The sequence below is a fragment of the Microbacterium sp. F51-2R genome (assembly GCF_052180235.1).
Classification (GTDB): domain Bacteria; phylum Actinomycetota; class Actinomycetes; order Actinomycetales; family Microbacteriaceae; genus Microbacterium.
The window spans coordinates 3,503,209-3,523,057 of record NZ_CP197470.1; the positions used below are offsets into that span (position 1 = coordinate 3,503,209).

At 71.5% G+C, this 19,849-nt stretch carries 15 protein-coding genes; 9 read left to right on the forward strand and 6 right to left on the reverse strand.

Going from position 1 to position 19,849, the window contains the following annotated elements:
• Positions 1 to 144: 144 nt before the first annotated feature.
• The 5 genes from ACSBPH_RS15350 to ACSBPH_RS15370 all read left to right on the forward strand — a co-directional run bounded on the left by ACSBPH_RS15350 (position 145) and on the right by ACSBPH_RS15370 (position 9,303).
• Entirely contained in the window at positions 145 to 1,878 is a 1,734-nt protein-coding gene (locus tag ACSBPH_RS15350; RefSeq protein ID WP_442575183.1) for an ABC transporter ATP-binding protein, read from the forward strand.
• A complete protein-coding gene (locus ACSBPH_RS15355; protein WP_442575184.1) occupies positions 1,875 to 3,935 on the forward strand; it encodes an ABC transporter ATP-binding protein in 2,061 nt (686 codons plus the stop codon). Before ACSBPH_RS15350 ends, ACSBPH_RS15355 begins: the two co-directional genes overlap by 4 nt.
• A 65-nt stretch (positions 3,936 to 4,000) precedes the next feature.
• Positions 4,001 to 4,807 (forward strand): PP2C family protein-serine/threonine phosphatase, encoded by an 807-nt coding sequence (locus ACSBPH_RS15360; RefSeq protein ID WP_442575185.1) that lies wholly within the window; start codon positions 4,001 to 4,003, stop codon positions 4,805 to 4,807.
• A gap of 66 nt (positions 4,808 to 4,873) precedes the next feature.
• On the forward strand, positions 4,874 to 7,726 hold the full coding sequence (locus tag ACSBPH_RS15365) for an FtsK/SpoIIIE domain-containing protein (RefSeq protein WP_442575186.1): 2,853 nt from the start codon (positions 4,874 to 4,876) through the stop codon (positions 7,724 to 7,726).
• 32 nt (positions 7,727 to 7,758) lie between these two features.
• Positions 7,759 to 9,303: an APC family permease gene (locus tag ACSBPH_RS15370; protein WP_442575187.1), complete on the forward strand. Its 1,545-nt coding sequence runs from the start codon at positions 7,759 to 7,761 to the stop codon at positions 9,301 to 9,303.
• 52 nt (positions 9,304 to 9,355) lie between these two features.
• Here the strand turns inward: ACSBPH_RS15370 and ald are convergent, their stop codons facing one another.
• Together ald and ACSBPH_RS15380 are read right to left on the reverse strand one after the other, a co-directional pair.
• Complete coding sequence (gene ald / locus ACSBPH_RS15375; protein ID WP_442575188.1) at positions 9,356 to 10,471, reverse strand: alanine dehydrogenase; 1,116 nt, start codon at positions 10,469 to 10,471, stop codon at positions 9,356 to 9,358.
• A 34-nt stretch (positions 10,472 to 10,505) separates the two neighbouring features.
• Positions 10,506 to 11,495, reverse strand: a complete 990-nt coding sequence (locus tag ACSBPH_RS15380) for an asparaginase (protein WP_442575189.1) — start codon at positions 11,493 to 11,495, stop codon at positions 10,506 to 10,508.
• 54 nt (positions 11,496 to 11,549) lie between these two features.
• Here ACSBPH_RS15380 and ACSBPH_RS15385 point away from each other — a divergent pair, with 54 nt between their 5' ends.
• Positions 11,550 to 12,029 (forward strand): OsmC family protein, encoded by a 480-nt coding sequence (locus ACSBPH_RS15385; RefSeq protein WP_442575190.1) that lies wholly within the window; start codon positions 11,550 to 11,552, stop codon positions 12,027 to 12,029.
• Positions 12,030 to 12,062: 33 nt separating this feature from the next.
• Here ACSBPH_RS15385 and ACSBPH_RS15390 read toward each other — a convergent pair whose 3' ends face one another.
• Positions 12,063 to 12,776, reverse strand: coding sequence for a lysophospholipid acyltransferase family protein (locus ACSBPH_RS15390; protein ID WP_442577324.1), 714 nt, complete (start codon positions 12,774 to 12,776; stop codon positions 12,063 to 12,065).
• Positions 12,777 to 12,990: 214 nt separating this feature from the next.
• On the opposite strand from ACSBPH_RS15390, the gene ACSBPH_RS15395 reads away from it, so the two are divergent.
• The gene (locus ACSBPH_RS15395) at positions 12,991 to 13,905 is read left to right on the forward strand and encodes an FKBP-type peptidyl-prolyl cis-trans isomerase (protein WP_442575191.1); all 915 of its coding nucleotides are present in this window, start codon (positions 12,991 to 12,993) and stop codon (positions 13,903 to 13,905) included.
• A gap of 89 nt (positions 13,906 to 13,994) precedes the next feature.
• Positions 13,995 to 15,080: a 1-deoxy-D-xylulose-5-phosphate reductoisomerase gene (dxr, locus tag ACSBPH_RS15400; RefSeq protein WP_442575192.1), complete on the forward strand. Its 1,086-nt coding sequence runs from the start codon at positions 13,995 to 13,997 to the stop codon at positions 15,078 to 15,080.
• Between the two features lie 73 nt (positions 15,081 to 15,153).
• On the opposite strand, the gene ACSBPH_RS15405 is transcribed toward dxr, so the two are convergent.
• From ACSBPH_RS15405 to ACSBPH_RS15415, 3 genes are all read right to left on the reverse strand, one after another.
• Positions 15,154 to 16,809, reverse strand: coding sequence for a Mur ligase family protein (locus ACSBPH_RS15405; protein ID WP_442575193.1), 1,656 nt, complete (start codon positions 16,807 to 16,809; stop codon positions 15,154 to 15,156).
• Positions 16,810 to 16,922: 113 nt separating this feature from the next.
• A complete protein-coding gene (locus ACSBPH_RS15410) occupies positions 16,923 to 17,645 on the reverse strand; it encodes a DUF1775 domain-containing protein (RefSeq protein ID WP_442575194.1) in 723 nt (240 codons plus the stop codon).
• 117 nt (positions 17,646 to 17,762) lie between these two features.
• Positions 17,763 to 18,410: a hypothetical protein gene (locus ACSBPH_RS15415; protein WP_442575195.1), complete on the reverse strand. Its 648-nt coding sequence runs from the start codon at positions 18,408 to 18,410 to the stop codon at positions 17,763 to 17,765.
• Between the two features lie 85 nt (positions 18,411 to 18,495).
• On the opposite strand from ACSBPH_RS15415, the gene ACSBPH_RS15420 reads away from it, so the two are divergent.
• Positions 18,496 to 19,812 (forward strand): M50 family metallopeptidase, encoded by a 1,317-nt coding sequence (locus ACSBPH_RS15420; protein ID WP_442575196.1) that lies wholly within the window; start codon positions 18,496 to 18,498, stop codon positions 19,810 to 19,812.
• Positions 19,813 to 19,849: the final 37 nt, after the last annotated feature.

The window sequence follows — 19,849 nt, forward strand, 5'->3', positions numbered from 1 at the left end:
CGCCGGGTCTCTCGCAGCCTGCGCATCCCGGTTCGCTGACAGCGGACGCCGTGCATTTGTCCCATGTCGCACGGGAGGCGTAGCGTCATTCGACGTGCGCGGCCCCGCGGGTGCGGATGTCGCCGCGCCACGAAAGGACCCCTCGTGCTCGGCAAGCTCCTGGTTCGCTATCTCCGTCCCGCGTGGCTGCTCATCGTCGCCGTCGTCATCTTCCAGCTCGCGCAGTCGATCGCCTCGCTCCTGCTGCCGACGCTCAACGCCGACATCATCGACAAGGGTGTCGTCACCGGCGACATCGGCTACATCTGGCAGACCGGCGGCGTCATGCTCATGGTGAGCCTCGTGCAGGTCGTCTGCGCCATCATCGCCGTCTACTTCGGCTCGCGCCTGGCGATGGGCATGGGCAAGGAGCTGCGCAGCGACCTCTTCCACCGCGTCGTGGCGTTCTCGCAGCGCGAGGTCGGCCAGTTCGGCGCCCCCTCGCTCATCACCCGCAACACCAACGACGTGCAGCAGGTGCAGATGCTCGTGCAGGTCTCGGCGACGCTCATGGTCTCGGCGCCGATGCTCGCGATCGGCGGCGTCATCATGGCCGTGCGGCAGGACGCGGGGCTCTCGTGGCTCATGGCGGTCGCGATCCCGGTGCTGCTCGTCATCGTCGGCCTCATCGTGTGGCGCATGGTCCCGGCGTTCACGCAGATGCAGAAGAAGATCGACCGCGTCAACCAGATCATGCGGGAGCAGCTCACCGGCATCCGCGTGATCCGCGCCTTCGTGCGCGAACGCGAGGAGCGCGTGCGCTTCGCGGCGGCCAGCGACGACGTCATGGCGACGGGCCTGCGAGCCGGAAACCTCATGGCGATCATGTTCCCCGCCGTCATGCTCGTCATGAACGTCTCGAGCGTCGCGGTGATCTGGTTCGGCGCTTTCCAGGTGCAGGAGAACGGCGTGCAGATCGGCACGCTCATCGCCTTCCTCAGCTACCTCATGCAGATCCTCATGGGCGTCATGATGGCGACCTTCATGTTCGTCATGATCCCGAGGGCCGCCGTGTGCGCCAACCGCATCGGCGAGGTCCTCGACGCCGAGCCGTCGGTCTCGGCCCCCGCCGACCCCAAGGCCGCACCCGAGGCCCTCGGCCGCATCGAGTTCGACCACGTCGACTTCGCCTACCCCGGCGCAGACGAAGCGGTCCTGCACGACCTCACCTTCTCCGTCGCGCCGGGCACGACGACGGCGATCATCGGCTCGACGGGCGCGGGCAAGACGACCCTCGTGGGTCTCGTGCCGCGCCTGTTCGACGTGACGGCGGGGGCGGTGCGCGTCGACGGCGTCGACGTGCGCGAGTACGAGCCCGAGCTCCTGTGGCAGCGCATCGGCCTCATCCCGCAGCGGGCGTTCCTCTTCTCGGGCACGGTGGCCTCCAACCTCCGCTACGGCGACGCGACCGCGACCGATGCCGACCTGTGGCACGCCCTCGAGCTCGCTCAGGCGAAGGACTTCGTCGCGGCGATGCCGGGCGGCCTCGACGCGCCGATCGCGCAGGGCGGCACGAATGTCTCGGGAGGGCAACGGCAGCGGCTCGCGATCGCTCGCGCCGTCGCCAAGAAGCCCGCCGTCTACGTGTTCGACGACTCGTTCTCGGCGCTGGATCTGAGGACGGATGCCTCGCTCCGACGTGCGCTCGACACGCATCTGCCGAACGCCACGAGGCTCGTGGTGGCGCAGCGCGTCTCGACGATCCAGCACGCCGATCAGATCATCGTGCTCGATCACGGACGCATGGTCGGGATCGGCACGCACGACGAGCTCGTCGAGTCGAACGAGACGTATCGCGAGATCGTGGATTCGCAGCTCGCGGCGGAGGCGGCGGCATGAGCGGCTCGTCGAACACCCAGACCGCGGCTCCCCGCCGCATGCCCGTGGGCCGCGGCCCGATGGGCCAGGTCGCCCCGGGCGAGAAGGCGCAGAACTTCGGCCCCAGCGCCAAGCGGCTGCTCGCGACGCTGCGCACCGACATGCCGCTGCTCATCGTCGTGCTCGTGCTCGGCATCCTGAGCGTCACGCTCTCGGTGATCGGCCCGAAGCTCCTCGGCAACGCGACCGACGTCGTCTTCGCGGGCTTCGTATCGCTGCAGACGCCCGCGGGCATGACGAAGCAGCAGGTCATCGACGGCCTCGTCGCGCAGGGCGACCAGCAGCAGGCCGACATGCTCTCGAGCATGGACTTCACGCCGGGCGCGGGGATCGACTTCCCGCAACTCGGCATGATCGTCATGGCGGTGCTGCTCGTCTACATCTTCGCGAGCCTCTTCGGCTGGCTGCAGGCGCGGATCCTCAACGGCGTCGTGCAGCGGGCGATGAACCGGCTCCGGCTGCAGGTGGAGGACAAGATCCACCGGCTCCCGCTCGCGTACTTCGACAAGGTGCAGCGCGGCGAGCTCCTCAGCCGCGTCACCAACGACGTCGACAACATCGGCCAGACGATGCAGCAGACCCTCTCGCAGGTCGTCATCTCGCTCCTCACGGTCATCGGCGTGCTCGTGATGATGTTCCTCATCTCGCCGCTCCTGGCCGTCATCGCCCTCGTCACCATCCCGCTGACGATCGTGGTCACGGTGCTCGTCGCCAAGCGCTCACAGAAGCTCTTCGTCGCGCAGTGGGCCGCCACCGGCAAGCTCAACGCGCGGGTCGAAGAGACCTTCTCGGGTCACTCGATCGTGAAGGTCTTCGGTCACCAGAAGGAGGTCGAGGCCGACTTCCGGTCCGAGAACGAGGAGGTGTACCGGGCGAGCTTCGGCGCCCAATTCATCTCGGGCATCATCATGCCCGCCATGATGTTCATCGGGAACCTCGTCTACGTCGCGATCGCCGTCGTCGGCGGCCTCCAGGTGGCGGCCGGGCTCATGTCGATCGGCGACGTGCAGGCCTTCATCCAGTACTCGCGGCAGTTTACGCAGCCCCTCAGCCAGCTCGGCTCGATGGCCAATCTGCTGCAGTCCGGCGTCGCGAGCGCGGAGCGCGTGTTCGAGCTGCTCGACGAGGCGGAGGAGACGCCCGATCCCGATCCGGCCGAGACGGCGCCCGAGACGGCGAGCCACCTCGCCTTCGAAGACGTGTCGTTCCGATACAGCCCCGACAAGCCGCTGATCGACGACCTCGCCCTCGAAGCGCACCCCGGCAGCACGGTCGCGATCGTCGGGCCGACGGGCGCCGGCAAGACGACCCTCGTCAACCTCATCATGCGGTTCTACGACGTGGACTCCGGCCGCATCACGCTCGACGGCGTCGACACCCGCACGATGACCCGCGACGACCTTCGTGCCCGCACCGGTATGGTGCTGCAGGACACGTGGCTGTTCGCCGGCACGATCCGCGAGAACATCGCCTACGGGCGACCGGATGCCTCGGAGGACGAGATCGTCGACGCCGCGACGGCGGCGTACGTCGACCGATTCGTCCATGCCCTGCCGGACGGCTACGACACCGTGCTCGACGACGAGGCGACCAACCTCAGCGTCGGGGAGCGGCAGCTCGTCACGATCGCGCGCGCCTTCCTCGCCGACCCGCGCATCCTGATCCTCGACGAGGCCACCTCATCGGTCGACACGCGCACCGAGCTGCTCATCCAGCGGGCCATGTCGCGTCTGCGCGCCGACCGCACGGCGTTCGTCATCGCGCACCGACTGTCGACGATCCGCGACGCCGACCTCATCCTCGTGATGGAGAACGGCGCGATCGTCGAGCAGGGCTCGCACGACGAGCTGCTGCGGGCACGCGGCGCGTACTGGCGCCTGTACAACGCGCAGTTCGAGGCGGCGATCGACGACGAAGAGGCCGCCGCACCGGCACTCGTCGGCGCGCCGCCCGTCCCTACCACGGCGAGCATCCTCGCCGCCACAGCTGAGGAGGACTTCGAAGGCCTCGAGGGGTAGTCCACTAGGATGTGAGCACGGCGGCGGCGCCAATGGTCCGCCTTGGTTCCATGGGAGATAGCGGCGTGCCGGAAGTTTCCACCCAGCATCGCTCGGTGCAGATCGGCGACGGCTCGGACGGCGGGTCGATCGAGCTCGCGTGGGCCGGAGCGACCCACACCGGGCGACGTCGCGACATCAATCAGGACGCCCTCCTGACCGAATACCCCCTCTTCGTCGTCGCAGACGGCATGGGCGGGCACCTCGGCGGCGAGATCGCGAGTACGAGCACCGTCGACCGGCTGCGCGGGGTCGTCGACGCGGGGAGCGTCACGCCGAAGACGATCGAGAACGGTCTCGCGCGCGCCGTCAAAGACATCGCGTCGCACCCCGAGGCGACCGACGACGGCACCGGCACGACCCTCACCGGCGTCTACCTCGACGTCGCCGAGAACCCCCCGCACTGGGTGACCCTCAACATCGGCGATTCGCGCGTCTACCTGCTGCGCGACGGGGCGATCGCGCAGGTGACGACCGATCACTCGGTCGTGCAGGAGCTCGTCGCCTCCGGCAGGCTGAGCCCCGAAGAGGCCGAGAACCATCCGTACGGCAATGTCATCACGCGTGCCGTGGGGCCGAGCGACAGCGTCTCGCCGGACTACGTCCGCCTCGACGTGGCCGACGGCGACCGGTTCGTCATCTGCTCCGACGGCTTGACGAAAGAGCTCACCGACTACGGCATCCAGCACTTCCTCGCCGAGAACGCCGATCCCGCCGACGCTGTGACCTCGATGCTCGACGCGGCCCTCGAGAACGGCGGCCGTGACAACATCACGGTCATCGTGCTCGATGTCGCTCTCGTCGACGCCGGTTCCTCCACAGCCGCCGACTGACGTCCGGTTCTCCACCGTCGACCGCAACGCGGCGACAGGGGAGACGCGCGCGGGTTCACTGGGGCGGTGCCCTCCTTCGCTTCGCTGCTCGATCCCGCGTACGACCCGCTCGACGAGCCGCTGACACTCCCGCCCCAGCCCGCCGCCCCGCGGCGACCGAGCGTTCCCCTCCTCGCGACGGCCGTGCCGGTCGTGGGCGCCGTCGGGCTGTGGCTCGTCACCGGGTCGATGCTCTCGCTCTGGTTCGCCCTCCTCGGTCCGCTCGTCGCCGGGGCGACCATGCTCGACGGTGCGCGGACGGCGCGTCGCGAGCGGCGCAGGTCGCGGGAGGAGACGGATGCCGCGCACGCCCGGATCGCGGCATCCGTCGACGCCCGGCACGACCGCGAGAGGGAGCGCCGCCGCACCCGGCATCCCGACCTCGCGCGCTTCATCACGAGCGAGACCGAGATCTGGCGCGCGGTGCCCGGGCGCTCGGAGGCGCTCGTGATCGGCCAGGGCGGCGTGCCGAGCGGGCTCACGGTGACAGGCGGCGGCTCGGACGCCGCGAGCGTGGGTCTGCGCCGTCGCGCCGCGGTGCTGGCGGAGGCGCCCGTCCTCGTCCCCGCGGCGGGCGGGATCACCTTGGTGGGCCCCGCGGTGCTCGCCGGTCCGGCGTCGCGCTCCCTCCTCCTGCAGGCCTGTCTGGCCGCGCCGCCCGGCGAGCTGCGCATCGTCGGCCCGCTCGCCGCGGCCGATGCGTGGGTCGAGGCGCTCCCGCACCGTGTCGCGGCGACGGGCCGCCGTCTCGCCGTCGTGGGCGAGGGCGAGCCGGTGCCCGCCGAGGCGGACTCCTACATCGCGCGCGTGGCGCCGGGTGGGCCCGTGCCGCCCGGCTGCGGCACGGTCCTCACGATCGACGACCCCGCCCATGCGCGGGTCGACTCCGGGGGACAGATCCACGACGTCTCCGTCGAGGGTGTCTCGCTGGCACAGGCCCGGCACATCGCGGCCGGGATCACGCGGCTGGCCGGCGAGCTGCCCGGAAGCGGCGCATCCGCCGCGGCTCCCGTGCTGCTGGCGCCCCTCCTGGAAGGTGCGCCGTCCGACGCACTCGCCGCGCCCGTCGGTGTCGACGGTGCGCTCCCCGCCGTCATCGACCTCGTCGCGGACGGTCCGCACGCCGTCGTCGCGGGGATGACCGGGAGCGGCAAGAGCGAGCTGCTCGTCACGTGGGTGCTCGCGCTGTGCGCCACGCGCTCCCCGCGCGCGGTGAACTTCCTGCTCGCCGACTTCAAGGGCGGGACGGCGTTCGATGCGCTGGCCTCCCTCCCGCACGTCACCGGTGTCATCACCGACCTCGACGGCGCGGGAGCCCGGCGCGCGCTCCAGAGCCTGCGCGCCGAGGTCCGCTGGCGCGAGGCCGAACTCGCGCGAGTGGGCGCGCGCGACATCCTGGATCCCCGCGTCGAGCTTCCGCGCCTCGTCGTCATCGTCGACGAATTCGCCGCCCTCCTCGGTGATCACCCCGAGCTGCACGCGGTCTTCACCGACATCGCAGCGCGCGGCCGGGCGCTGGGCATGCACCTCGTGCTCGGCACGCAGCGGGTGTCGGGGGTCGTGCGCGATGCGCTGCTGGCCAACTGCCCGCTGCGCATCAGCCTGCGGGTCGCCGACCCCGCAGACAGCCGCGCCGTGATCGGCACCGACGAGGCGGCCCAGCTTCCCGGCGGCGACGGGGCGAAGGGGGTCGCGCTGGTGCGCAGGGCGCGGGATTCCGCGCCCCGCCGGGTGCGCGTCGCGCTGTCGTCGCCCGCCGACGTGGCGTGCATCGCCGAGCGGGCGGAGCCTCATCGGCCGCGTCGGCCGTGGCTGCCCGAGCTGCCGCAGCGCATCGATCTGGCCGACCTGCCGCCTGCGGCGGGGGCGGGGTTCGTGCTCGGGCTCGCCGACGACCCCGATCATCAGCGACAGGTGCCCGTCGTGTTCGGCCACGAGGATCGAGGCATCCTCGTCGTGGGAGCGGCGGGGACCGGCAAGACGACCGCGCTGCAGACGATCGCGGCTCAGGCGCCGCAGCGGCTCGTCGTGCCGTCGGACACCGAACGCGCGTGGGATGCCGTCGCGGCGCTCGTCGACGAGCCGCCGGCGCCCGGCACCGTCGTCGTGCTCGACGACCTCGACGCCCTCGTGGGGCGGTACCCGCAGGACTACGCCATGGTGCTCGCGGAGCGTCTCGAGCGGGTCGTGCGCGGCGCGGGTGATCACGGGCTGCTCGTGGTCGTCTCGGCGCAGCGGCTGGTGGGTCCGGCGGCGCGGATCGCTGAGCTCCTGTCGCGCCGGGTGCTCCTGGGCGCAGGCTCGCGCGCCGAGTACATCGCCCTCGGGGGCGAGGCCGCGCATCACTCTCCCGATCAGCCGCGAGGGCGAGCGCGCGTGGATGGGCGGGCCGTGCAGATCGCCGTCGCGCCGGCGCCGGCGGCGATCCTCGGCGAGGAGAGCGGCCCGTGGATCCCGGAACCCGGGGTCACCGGGTTCGCGGCGCGCCGGTCGGCGGCGGGCCGGGCGATGCTCGGCGAGTGGGAGGCGGCGGGCGCGCGGATCGTCACGGTCGCGCAGGCCGCCACGACCGGCATCGGTGAGCTGGCGCGGAGCAGCGAACCTGTCGTCGTCGTGGGCGACGGCGAGGACTGGCAGCGTCAGTGGCAGCTGCTCTCGGCGGTGCGCGACGAGCACGTGCTCGTCATCGATCCGTCGGTGGGCGCCGACTTCCGTGCGCTCAGCGCTGATCGGATGCTCCCGCCGTACTGCGCACCGGGTCGGTCGCGGGCGTGGCTCTGCCGCGACGGTCTGCCGCCGGAGCGCATCGCGCTGCCGCGGCCGGGCCCCGCGGGGGAGCGAGCGCCCGAAGAAGATGAACGCGCCCGGAGCGTCGCTTGACCGCCCGACGACGGCGGCCCTACGTTCGCCTTGTGTCTACTACCCCGATCGACCTGAGCCGGCCCGACGGCAAGGGTCTCCAGGCAGGGGCTCTCGGACTGTGGGGATCCACGGTCATCGGCCTCGCCTCCACCGCCCCCGTCTATTCCCTCGTCGCAACACTGGGCTTCGTCGTCCTCGCCGTCGGCGCGCAGGCGCCCATCGCCTTCGTGCTCGCGTTCGTGCCGATGCTGTTCATCGCCTTCGCGTACCGCGAGCTCAACAGCGAGGTGCCCGACTGCGGCACGACGTTCACGTGGGGGACGAAGGCCTTCGGGCCCGTCGTGGGCTGGCTCGGCGGCTGGGGCGTCGCCGTTGCGGGCATGGTCGTCCTCGCCAACCTCGCGCAGGTCGCGTCCATCTACTTCTGGGCCCTCCTCGGCCAGGAGTTCGACGCGAACAACGACTGGCGGATCATCCTCGTCGGGGTGATCTTCATCGCCGCCATGACGTGGGTGTCGTGGCGCGGTGTCGAGATCGGCGAGCGCATCCAGAACGTGCTGCTCGGCATCCAGTACCTCGCGCTGGCCATCTTCGTCGTCGCGGCCCTCTGGCAGTTCTTCAGCGGCTCGGCGCCCGACCCGACGCCCTTCGAGTGGGCGTGGTTCAACCCGTTCGGCTTCACCGAGTGGGGCGGCTTCATCGAGTCGATCCTGCTCGCCCTGTTCATCTACTGGGGCTGGGACACCTGCCTCGCCCTCAATGAGGAGACGAAGGACCCCAAGCGCATCCCGGGCCGGGCGGCTCTCCTGACGACCGTCATCCTGCTCGTGACGTACGTCGGCGTCACGATCGCGGCGATGATGTACGCGGGGCTCGGCGAGACGGGCACGGGTCTGGGCAACGAGGCGAACGCCGACGACTTCTTCCTCGGCATCAAAGACGGCCTGCTCGGCCCGCTGGGCTGGCTCCTCGTCGTCGCGGTGATGATCTCGGCGATCTCGTCGACGCAGACGACGATCCTCCCGACCGCGCGCGGCACGCTCGCGATGGCGGCCTACAAGGCGCTGCCGAGGCGCTTCGCGCACGTGCACCCGGTGTACAAGACGCCGTCGTTCTCGACCATCGTCATGGGCATCGTCGCGGTCGTGTACTACGTGGGCTTCACGCTCGTGAACGACAACATCCTGCAGGACTCGATCCTTTCGCTGGGGCTCGCGATCGCGTTCTACTACGCCATCACCGGCTACGCCTGCGTCTGGTACTACCGCCGGGAGCTGTTCACCTCCACGAGGAACTTCTTCTACAGATTCCTTTTCCCGTTGCTGGGTGCGCTCATGCTCACGTACGCCTTCGTGCAGTCGGCGATCGACATGCTGAACCCCGACTACGGCTACTCCGTGCTCCTGGGCGTCGGCGGCTCGTTCGTCATGGGCATCGGCGCGCTCGCGTTCGGGGTCGTGCTCATGCTCCTCTGGTACTTCTTCCCGCGGGCGAAGCCGTTCTTCCGCGGCGAGAGCCTCAATGAGGAGACACCCGTCCTCGTGCCCGAGGACCCGGCCGACTACGCGCGCTCGCTCGACGGCGGCCTCGTCTGACGGGGGCCGCCAGGCGAGACGTCCCGGCTCACGCGAGCCGGGACGTCGCGCTTCAGCCCAGCGCGTCGGCGAGCGGCGTCAGCTCGAGGCCGTGGGCCGTCGCGACGCCGGCGTTGACGACGGCGCCGTCGACGGTGTTGAGGCCGCCCGCGAGGGCTGCGTCGCGGCTCAGCGCATCCTTCCAGCCCGACCGGACGATCTGCCGGATGTAGGGGAGCGTCGCGTTCGTGAGCGCCGACGTGGAGGTGTTCGGCACGGCGCCCGGCATGTTCGCCACGCAGTAGAAGATGCTGCCGTGCACCGGGAACGTCGGGTCGGCGTGGGTCGTCGGGCGCGTGTCTTCGAAGCATCCGCCCTGGTCGACGGCGATGTCGACCAGCACGCTTCCCGGCCGCATGCGGCTCACCATGTCGTTCGTGACGAGCTTCGGCGCCTTGGCGCCGGGGATGAGGACCGATCCGACGACGAGATCCGAGTCGGTGACGGCCCGGTCCAGATCGAGGGGGTTGGATGCCGCGGTCTTGATGCGCCCCTGGAAGTGGTCGTCGAGGTAGCGCAGCCGCTGCACGTTGGTGTCGAAGACGGTGACGTCCGCCCCCAGCCCGACGGCGATCACGGCGGCGTTGGCGCCGGCCACACCGCCGCCGATGACGGTGACGCGGGCGGGGCGCGTGCCGGGCACGCCCGACATGAGCAGGCCCAGGCCCCCGGCCGATCGCATGAGGGTCGCGGCGCCGACCGTCGGTGCGAGCCGGCCGGCCACTTCGCTCATCGGAGCGAGAAGCGGGAGCCCGCCGCCGGGCAGCTGCACGGTCTCGTATGCGATCGCCGTCACGCGATCGGCCACAAGGCGCTCGGTGAGCGGGCGATCCGCGGCGAGGTGGAGGTAGGTGAACAGCACGAGGTCGTCGCGGAAGTACCGGTATTCGCTCTCGATCGGCTCCTTGACCTTGAGCAGGAGCTCGGCGCGCGCCCAGACCTCGGCGGCGTCGTCGAGGAGGGTGGCGCCGGCGGCCTCGTACTCGGCGTCCGGCATCGACGAGCCCGCGCCGGCGCCGCGCTGCACGAAGACCTCATGGCCGGCGGCGGCGAGATCGTGCACGCCGGCGGGGGTGAGGGCGACGCGGTACTCGTTGTTCTTGACCTCGGTGGGGACGCTGATCCTCATCGATCGTTCCTTTCCGCTCCTTCTGGGAGCCCTGCTAGAAAGCGGGGCGGATGGCCCCGACATCCTTTCCGCCGCCGGAGACCGACAGCGGGAGTCTCGTCATCGCCTCGGCGACGTCGCTCGACTCGAGCGCGCCGACGCGCTCGAGCAGCCGGAGGGCGACCGCCGTCGCAGCGCGACCGCTGCCGTCGAGCATCTTCAGGGCGACCGTCGTGCCGTCCCGGGCGACCATCACCATGACGCCCTCCGCGCCCGTCTTGCAGAACACGCCGAGGCGTTCGATCGCGACGGTGTCGGGGCGCCCGGGCCCGTCGATCGCCCACGGGTGCTCGCGCACGGCGCGCACGAGCGTGCCGGCGTGGCGGTGCAGCGCGAACGGCGACGTCTGCGACGCCGTTCCGATCCGGTGGATCGCCTTCGACAGCCCGAGGAGACTAATCGCGTAGACGGGGGCTCCGCAACCGTCGACGGCGGTCGCGGCGACCTTCTCGCCGATGAGCCGTTCGATGACCTCGCGGATGTGCACCTGCAGCGGGTGCTCGGGGTCGAGGTAGCCGCGCGGGTCCCACCCGGTCGTGACGCACGTCAGCAGCATCGCGGCGTGCTTGCCGGAGCAGTTCATCCGGATGCGGGCGGGCTCGGAGTGGTCGCGCACGAGCTCGTCGCGCGTCGCCTGGTCGAGCGGCCACGCCGGCGGGCAGCCGAGATCTTCCTCGCCCAGCCGCGCCGCGGCCAGCATGTCGCGGACGACCGAGACGTGCCGGTCGGTCCCCGCGTGGCTCGCCGTCGCGAGCACGAGCTGCTCGCCCTCGAGGGGCGCCCCCGCGGTCATGCACGCGAGGGCCTGCAGGGGCTTGAGGCTCGATCGCGGGAGGATCAGCGCGTCGACATCGCCGAGCCGCTCGGAGACGACTCCGTCGGCGGACAGCACGACGGCCGCGCCGCTGTGCCGCGACTCGATGAACCCGCTGCGTTCGACGACGGCCAGTTCGACGGCGGCGGTGGCGGCGAGGGTCTGCGGCACGACGCCAGCCTACCGCCGGGGTGCACGCCTTCCCGCGCGTGGAAGACTGGGCGCATGTTCGGCGAGCATCGATACCGGCTTCAGGCCACGTGGACGGGCAACCGGGGGAGAGGCACGACGGGCTACCGCGACTACGACCGCTCCACGACGATCGAGATCGACGGCAAGCCCACGCTGTACTCCTCCGCCGACAAGCCGTTCCGCGGAGACCCCTCGAAGTGGAATCCCGAGGACATGCTCCTGGCCGCGCTCAGCCAGTGCCATCTGCTGTCGTACCTCCACGCGTGTGTCGAAGCGGGTGTCGTCGTCGTCGCGTACCGGGACGAGGCATCCGGTCTCATGGTCCAAGACGGACGCGGCGGCGCGCGCTTCACCGAGGTGATCCTGCGGCCTCACGTGACGGTCGCAGATGCATCGATGACGGATGCCGCGATCGCGGCGCACGAGCAGGCTCACGCCTGGTGCTTCATCGCGAACTCGGTGAACTTCCCCGTGCTGCACAAGCCGAAGATCGAGGTCGCGCAGCACGCCTGACCCGCGGCGCGCGGCGCCCACCGGGAGCCGCGGTCAGCGGCGCTCGTGCGGCAGCACCTGCTTGATGCGGTCGATGCCGTGCGCCGGCGCCTCGTTGTAGGCGTTCGCGAGCTCCTGGCCCGACAGGGCGTGGATCGCCGCCATGATCTCGTCGGTCGCGAGTCGGCGGGCGCGCCCCGACTCCGCCGTGCCGTGGTGCGAGACGTCGATCGGCTTGCCGAAGCGGACGGTGACGCGCTCGCGCAGCGAGGGGAGCTTCGCCCCCACCGGCATGACCTTGTCGGTGCCGACGAGTCCCACCGGCACGACGGGCGCGCCTGTCTGCAGCGCGAGGAAGGCGACGCCCGTGCGGCCCTTGTAGAGCCGGCCGTCGAGGGAGCGGGTGCCCTCGGGGTAGAGCGCGACCGCCTTCCCCTCCTCGAGGAGCCGGCGCTGCTGGCCGAGGGCGTCGAGCGCGGCCTGGCCCGCGCCGCGCTGCACGGGCACGGCGCCGATCGCGGTGAAGAACTCCCGCGAGAGCCAGCCCGAGAAGCCCTTCCCGTCGAAGTAGCTCGACTTCGCGAGGAAGTGGACGGGACGAGGCGCGGCGACGGGGATCGCGATCGAGTCGAGGAAGGACAGATGGTTGCTCGCGAAGATGACCGGACCCGTCTTGGGCACGTTCGCGCGGCCCTCGACGTGCGGCCGGTAGACGAGGCGGCCGAGCGGGGCGATGATGAACCGCCCGACGGCGTAGGTCACGCCCATCTGCGTCGAGGGAGCCTCCACGTCGGTCGACGGCGGGGCGGACGGCTCCGGAAAAGTCACCCGTCGAGGGTACTCCCGGTTCCATGCCCCGTCCGGTATGACGTCCTCTCAGCGCGGACCTAGGAAACATAGGCAAGGATGGAGTCTCCGCTTCCCCTTTTCACAGAGGTTTCCTGTGCGCACTCGTTCGCTCGCTTTCCTGTCCCTTGCCGCCATGTCGGTACTCGTCCTCGCCGGCTGCACGTCGTCACCGACGCAGTCCGAGGCGTCGCCGTCGCCGACCACGGCCGACCTGTGCTCAGCGCAGGTCAAGCCCGGGAAGGCCTCGGACTCCGTCAAGGTCGAGGGTGACGCCGGCACCGAGTCCACCGCGACCTTCACGTCGCCGCTGGATGTGACCGAGCTCCAGTCGACCCAGGTCGCCAAGGGTTCGGGCGATGCCCTGAAGTCGGGCGATCTCGTGCAGTTCGCCCTCTCGGCGTACGACGCCTCCACGGGAGACAAGCTCGGCGCACAGGGCTACAACGACGACCTGCTCCCGCAGCAGATCTCGCCCGACAGCGTGCTCGGCCAGGTCGTCGGCTGCGCGAAGCCCGGCTCCCGCTTCGTCGCTGCGTTCCCCGCGTCGACCGAGCAGGGCACGCCCGGCCAGGTGTACATCATCGACGTCCTCGGCACGGCGCCCACCGCGGCGTGGGGCGCGAGCCAGGACCCGGTGGCCGGCATGCCGACCGTCGAGCTCGACTCCGACGGTGCGCCGAAGGTGACCCTTCCGGATGGCGACATCCCCACCGAGTTCGAGAAGGCCACCCTCAAGAAGGGCGACGGCGCCGTCGTCGAGGCGGGTGACCAGGTGCTCGTGCAGTACCACGGCGTCTCGTGGAACAGCGGCAAGGTCTTCGACGAGTCGTGGGGCAAGCAGCCGTTCACCTTCACTGTCGGCTCGGGCGTCGTTCCGGGCTTCTCCGACGCCGTGACGGGCGAGACCGTCGGCTCGCAGGTCATCGCCGTGCTGCCGCCCGCCTCGGCCTACGGCGAGGGCGAGATCAACGAGTCCGACCTCACCGGGCAGACGCTCGTCTTCGTCGTCGACATCCTCGCCGTCGCGAAGGCGGCCCCCGCGCAGTGATCGAGCTCCGCGCTCGCCGAGAGCCCGTCACCCTTGCGGTGGCGGGCTCTCCGCCTTCCCGGCGCGCGACGCACCGTTAGGCTGACGGGGTGCGGCGCGTCCTGATCCTCGGCTCCACCGGCTCCATCGGCACTCAGGCCCTCGATGTGATCCGCGCCAATCCGACCCGCTTCGAGGTCGTGGGCCTCTCGGCAGGGTCGAACCGCGCGCTCCTCGAGGCCCAGGCGGCGGAGTTCGGCGTGGCAGACACGGCACTCGGCGCCGATGAGGCCGAGCAGCTGGTGCGGGATGTCGAGGCCGACGTCGTGCTCAACGGCATCACCGGCTCGGTCGGACTCGGGCCCACCCTCGCGGCGCTGGAGACCGGGCGGACCCTCGCTCTGGCGAACAAGGAGTCGCTCATCGTCGGAGGCGACCTCGTCACGGCGATCGCGGCGCCGGGACAGATCGTGCCCGTCGACTCCGAGCACTCCGCCATCGCGCAGGCGCTGAGGTCGGGATCGTCCGAAGAGGTCCGCCGGCTCGTGCTCACGGCATCCGGGGGCCCCTTCCGCGGCCGCACCCGCGCCTCCCTCGCCGACGTGACTCCGGCTGAGGCGCTCGCGCATCCGACGTGGGACATGGGCCGCGTCGTCACGACGAACTCCGCGACGCTCGTGAACAAGGGGCTCGAGGTCATCGAGGCCCACCTGCTCTTCGATGTGCCGTACGACCGCATCGACGTCGTCGTGCATCCGCAGTCGATCGTGCACTCGATGGTCGAATACACCGACGGCTCGACGATCGCCCAAGCCTCGCCGCCCGACATGCGGCTGCCGATCTCGCTGGGGCTCGACTGGCCGCACCGGGTCTCGGGGGTCGGACGACCGCTGGATTGGACGGTCGCGACATCCTGGACCTTCGAGCCTCTCGACGAGGGGGCATTCCCCGCCGTCCGCCTCGCCAAGCAGGTGGGACGGGCGGGCGGCACCTTCCCCGCCGTCTTCAACGCGGCCAACGAGCAGGCCGTCGATGCGTTCCACGAGGGAGCGCTGACGTTCCCGGGGATCGTCGAGACGATCGAGAGCGTGGTCGACGCGCACGAGGCGCCCGGTGAGCTGACTCGGGAATCGCTCGCCGCCGCCGAGGCGTGGGCGAGGCGGGCCGCCGACCGCGCGATCCGCGCGCGCCTTTAGGCCGCCCGCCGCAGGCGCCGCGCGCCCGAACCGGGAGCGAGCGGGGGCCGCGTCGCGCGACGCCCGTAGAGGGTCAGTCGATCGGGCGCGTCGGGTCGGACAGCGGCGTCGAATCGGCGGGGTACGGCACCGGCCAGTGCGGCTCGGGCACGGGCCAGCCGGCATCGCGCAGGGCACGACGGGCGAGCTCGCGGGCGGAGTACGGCGTCCGCGCGCCGCGGATGTCGCGGTAGTCCTGGTGGCCGGGGCCGGCCCAGAGGATCGCATCGCCGTCGCCGACGAGTTTGACGGCCTCGATGATCGCGCGCTCCGGCGGCGAGAACTCGAGGATCTCGGCATCCGGTCGTGCGTTGCGGGCGCCCTCGATCAACGTCGCGCGGATCGAGTCGGGGTCTTCGAAGCGCGGGTGGTGGTCGGTGACGACGAGGATGTCGCTGCCCTCCACCGCCGTCCGGCCCATGTCGTGGCGCTTGGTCGCATCGCGGTCGCCGTCGGCGCCGAAGAGCATGACGACCTTGCCCGGCGTCACGTGACGCACGGCGGCGAGCGTCTTCTCGAAAGCGTCGGGGGAGTGGCCGAAGTCGACGTAGACCGCCGGGCCGCTCTCTCCCGACACGCGCTGCGTACGCCCGGGAAGGTAGGCCTCGATCGCGCCGCCGTCCAGCGCCGCGACGAGAGCGTCCCACGTGTAGCCGGCCTCGAGGATCATGACGATCGCGAGGCCTGCGTTGGCGGCCATGTGGCGTCCGATGACCGGCACGACCGTCGTGAGCGAACGGCCGTCCTTCCCGCGGAGGACGAACTCGGTGCCCGACTGGCGCTCCTTGACGATCTCGACCGTCCAGTCGGCGTCGGCGGCGGCATCCGGATCCGCGGCGATCGCGGGCGTGCCCACCGTGACGTACGGCACCTCCGAGCGCTCCACGACCTCGAACCCCGGCGTCGAGTCGAGCGAGATGACCGCGCGGCGCGCGCGGTCGGGGCGGAAGAGGGGGAGCTTGGCCTCGAAGTACTCGCGCATGTCGGCGTAGTCGTCGAGGTGGTCGTGGCTGAGGTTGGTGAACCCCGCGACGTCGAAGACGATCCCGTCGACGCGGTGGCGGCTGAGCGCCTGCGCGCTGACCTCGACGGCGACGGCTTCGACGCCGCGCTCGCGCATGAGGGCGAGGAGCGCGTGGAACTCGGATGCCTCGGGCGTCGTGAGCCGCGAGACGATGACCTCGCCCGCGATGTGGCGCTCGGCCGTCGAGGACAGGCCCGTGACGACGCCGAGCTGCTCGAGGATCCCGTCGAGCAGGTGCGACACGCTCGTCTTGCCGTTCGTGCCGGTCGTTCCGAAGAGGATCGGGATGTCGTCGCCCGGCCCCGTGCCGTAGACCCACGCCGAGAGCTCGCCCAGCAGTGCGCGGGGGTCGTCGACGATGACGATCGGGAGGCCGGCGTCGGCGGCGAGGTCGGCTCCGGCGGCATCCGTCACGACGGCGACGGCGCCCTTCCCGGCGGCGACCCGCGCGAATTCGGCGCCGTGGCGGTTGACGCCCTGGATCGCGACGAACGCCTCGCCGGCGCGGAGGTCGGCCGTGGCGAGGGTCACGCCGGTGAGTTCGACACCCGCGACGTCGCCGCGCACGTCGCGGCCGAACCGCTCGGCGAGCTCCGAGAGCGAGCGGGCGGGCGGGTTCTCGGGGCGGAGAACGGGAGGCAGGTTGGAGGGCGTGTCAATCGGCATGGCCCGTCAATCCTCTCATCGAGCAGGCGCAGCGCCCATCTCCGGTGTGGATGCGCGGGAGGGGAGGGCGGCCGGTGGGCAGGCCCCCCTCCCGCTGTGCGCCCGGGCGGGTGTCAGGCGCGGCGGCGTCCGCGCACGAGGACGACGGTGAGCGCGGCGAGGCCCGCGATGAGCCCCGCGCCCGCGAGCCAGCGGGCCAGGGGGTCGGTCGTCGGCGACGTCGTCGCTGTCGCGGGGGCGGCGCCCGCGGCGTCGGCGTGGTCGGCCGATCCCGCGCCCGATCCCGCGTGGCCCTGCTCGGCCGTGGCGGCGACGTCTCCCACGGCGACGATCGGTGCAGGCGAATCGAGCGTCTGGGGATCGACACCCTCCTGCGCGATCTGCGTCCACGCCGTCGACCCCGTGACGCACTGCTGCGTGACGGGGAAGGCGACCTCGGTGCGGGCGGCGTCCTCGGAGAACGTCACGACGAGGGCGACCGATGCCTGGATCCCCGACTCGATCGGAGACTCGGGCGTGAAGGTCACCTGGGTCGGCTGCTCGTCGGCGCCGAGCGTGCGCTGGATGGTCCAACCGCCCTGTGCGACGGGGGTCGTGGTCGCCGCGCCGTCGGGGATGTCGATCACGACGGCCGAGGTCGGCGAGCCGTCGCAGCCGTGCGAGAAGGTGAAGGCGAGGGTCTGGGCCGTGCCGGCCTCGGCGGTCGACGGATCGACGTGCACGTGGGCGGAGGCGGCCAGCGGCGCTGCGACGGCGAGGACGCCGCCGGCGGCGACACCGCCGAGCAGGACCGCGGCGCGTCGGCGGGTGGAACGGATGAGGACAGGAGTGTTCATGGGCTTCTTTCGTCGTGGGTGCGCGCAGCGTCCCGCAGGAGCGCGCGGGAAGGAGAGGACGCCGGCCCCGCCTCGGGGCGGGTCCGTTCGGTCCGGGGGTGTCGCGGGGGCTCGGGCTCAGCGGCCGAGCGCCGCTCGCGGCGGGCCTCTCCTCGGCTGGTCCGACGGAAGGAGCGAAGATCGCAGGGAGTCGACGACGGTCGCGACGGGGGCGAGAGTGCGCCGCTGCGCCGGCCCCGGGATCCCGACGGCGGGCCGCACGAGGCGGAGGATCCCCTGCGCGAGGGTGCGCAGCATCCGCTCGCCCCGGTGAAGGGCCAGCACGGTGACGAGGGCGCCGACGACGTGCCCCCCGATCATGAGCGGGTCGGGCGGCCAGACCGCGGGGGTCGTCCCCGCCGCGAGCCACGACGGGTCGATGACGTGGTGCGCGTGGTCGGGGGCGGCCCCGCCCGTCGCGCCCAGGGTGATCCCGAACGACGTGTGGAAGAGCAGCTGGCTGACGAGCACCGTCACCGAGAGGCGCCACACGGCGAGGCGGCGGCCGGCGAGCGCCACCGCGAGCGGTGACGCGAGGAGGATGACCGCGCCGACGAGAGCGGGCGAGGGAGGGCCGCCGCCGGCGAGCGTGTGCGACGTTGCGGCGACGAGGGTGGTGACGGTGGCCGCGACCACCCCGCGGAGCGCCCGGACCTGCCGCGAGGTCCGCCCGGGACCGCCCTCTCGCGACATGGCGCGCGGCGGAGTCGGGGTGGCGGTCGGCATCGCCCTCATCCTCTCACCCGCCCGCCTCCTCTCACGCCTGACGGTCCACGGCCAACTCAAAGGCGCGCGCGGGTACCTTTGCTGTGTGACCGCCATCGCCTTCCTCATCGGCGTCGTTGTGCTCATCGCCGGCCTCGCGGCGTCGATCGCGCTCCACGAGCTCGGGCACCTCATCCCCGCCAAGAAGTTCGGCGTGCGCGTGGGGCAGTACATGATCGGCTTCGGGCCGACGATCTGGTCGCGCCGCAAGGGCGAGACGGAGTACGGCTTCAAGGCCATCCCGCTCGGCGGCTACATCTCGATGGCGGGCATGTATCCCCCCTCCCCGAAGGAGCGGGCGGCGGTCGCCGCGGGTTCGCGCGAGGGACGGGCCGGCGGCGGCTTCTTCGCGACGATGGTGCAGGATGCGCGTGCCGCGAACGACGAGACGCTCGCCGGCGACGACGACGATCGCGTCTTCTACAAGCTCCCCGTCTGGCAGCGCGTCGTCGTGATGCTCGGCGGCCCCGTCATGAACCTCCTGCTCGCGATCGTGCTCTTCACGATCGTGTTCAGCGGCATCGGCGTGCAGACGGCGACCACGACGGTCGCGGGCCTCTCGGCCTGCGTCCCGGCCGCGGGAGCGGCCTCCTGCGCCGCCGACGATCCGCCGCCGCCTTCGGAAGTGGCGGGCATCAAGCCCGGCGACGTCATCATCTCGGTCGGCGGCACGCCGGTCTCCACGTTCGCCGAGGCATCCACCGTGATCCGCGAGTCGCCTGGCACGCCGCTGGCGATGGTCGTCGAGCGCGACGGCACCGAGCAGACCCTCACTGTTACCCCCGCGACGGTCGAGGCGAGCGCCACCGGCACGACGGGCGGCGACGCGACGGCGAAGATCGGCTTCGTCGGCATCCGCCCCACCGTCGAGTACGTCCGTCAGCCGATCTGGGCGGGAGCGCAGACGGCGGTCGAGAACGTCGGGGCCGTCGCCGGCATCATCTGGCAGCTGCCGGTCAAGGTCTACGACGCGGGCGTCTCACTCGTGACCGGTCAGGAGCGAGACCCGAACGGTCCGCTCAGCGTCGTCGGTGCGGGCATCCTCGCGGGCGAGGTCTCGGCGGCCGACGCGCCGATCCTGAACCGCGTCTCGGGGATCCTCGGCCTCCTGGCCTCGCTCAACATCGCCCTCTTCGTCTTCAACCTCATTCCGCTCCTGCCCCTCGACGGCGGTCACGTCGTCGTCGCACTGTGGGACGGGCTGAAGCGCGCGTGGGCGCGGTGGTTCGGGATGCCGGAGCCCAAGCCGGTCGATGCGACCAAGCTCGTGCCCGTGACCTTCGTCGTCGTGATCGCGCTGGTCGTGATGGGCGGCGTGCTGATCCTCGCCGACATCTTCAACCCGATCTCGCTCCTCCAGTAGTCGCCGGAGGATCTTCGGGTCGTGTGTCGAAATCGGG

Excerpts from the sequence above, each read along its gene's own strand:
- ACSBPH_RS15395 (WP_442575191.1), top strand. The coding sequence starts at position 12,991 with ATGTCGGTACTCGTCCTCGCCGGCTGCACGTCGTCACCGACGCAGTCC.
- ACSBPH_RS15355 (WP_442575184.1), top strand. The coding sequence starts at position 1,875 with ATGAGCGGCTCGTCGAACACCCAGACCGCGGCTCCCCGCCGCATGCCC.
- ACSBPH_RS15385 (WP_442575190.1), top strand. The coding sequence starts at position 11,550 with ATGTTCGGCGAGCATCGATACCGGCTTCAGGCCACGTGGACGGGCAAC.
- ACSBPH_RS15405 (WP_442575193.1), bottom strand. The coding sequence starts at position 16,809 with ATGCCGATTGACACGCCCTCCAACCTGCCTCCCGTTCTCCGCCCCGAG.
- ald (WP_442575188.1), bottom strand. The coding sequence starts at position 10,471 with ATGAGGATCAGCGTCCCCACCGAGGTCAAGAACAACGAGTACCGCGTC.
- ACSBPH_RS15390 (WP_442577324.1), bottom strand. The coding sequence starts at position 12,776 with ATGGGCGTGACCTACGCCGTCGGGCGGTTCATCATCGCCCCGCTCGGC.
- ACSBPH_RS15415 (WP_442575195.1), bottom strand. The coding sequence starts at position 18,410 with ATGCCGACCGCCACCCCGACTCCGCCGCGCGCCATGTCGCGAGAGGGC.
- ACSBPH_RS15410 (WP_442575194.1), bottom strand. The coding sequence starts at position 17,645 with ATGAACACTCCTGTCCTCATCCGTTCCACCCGCCGACGCGCCGCGGTC.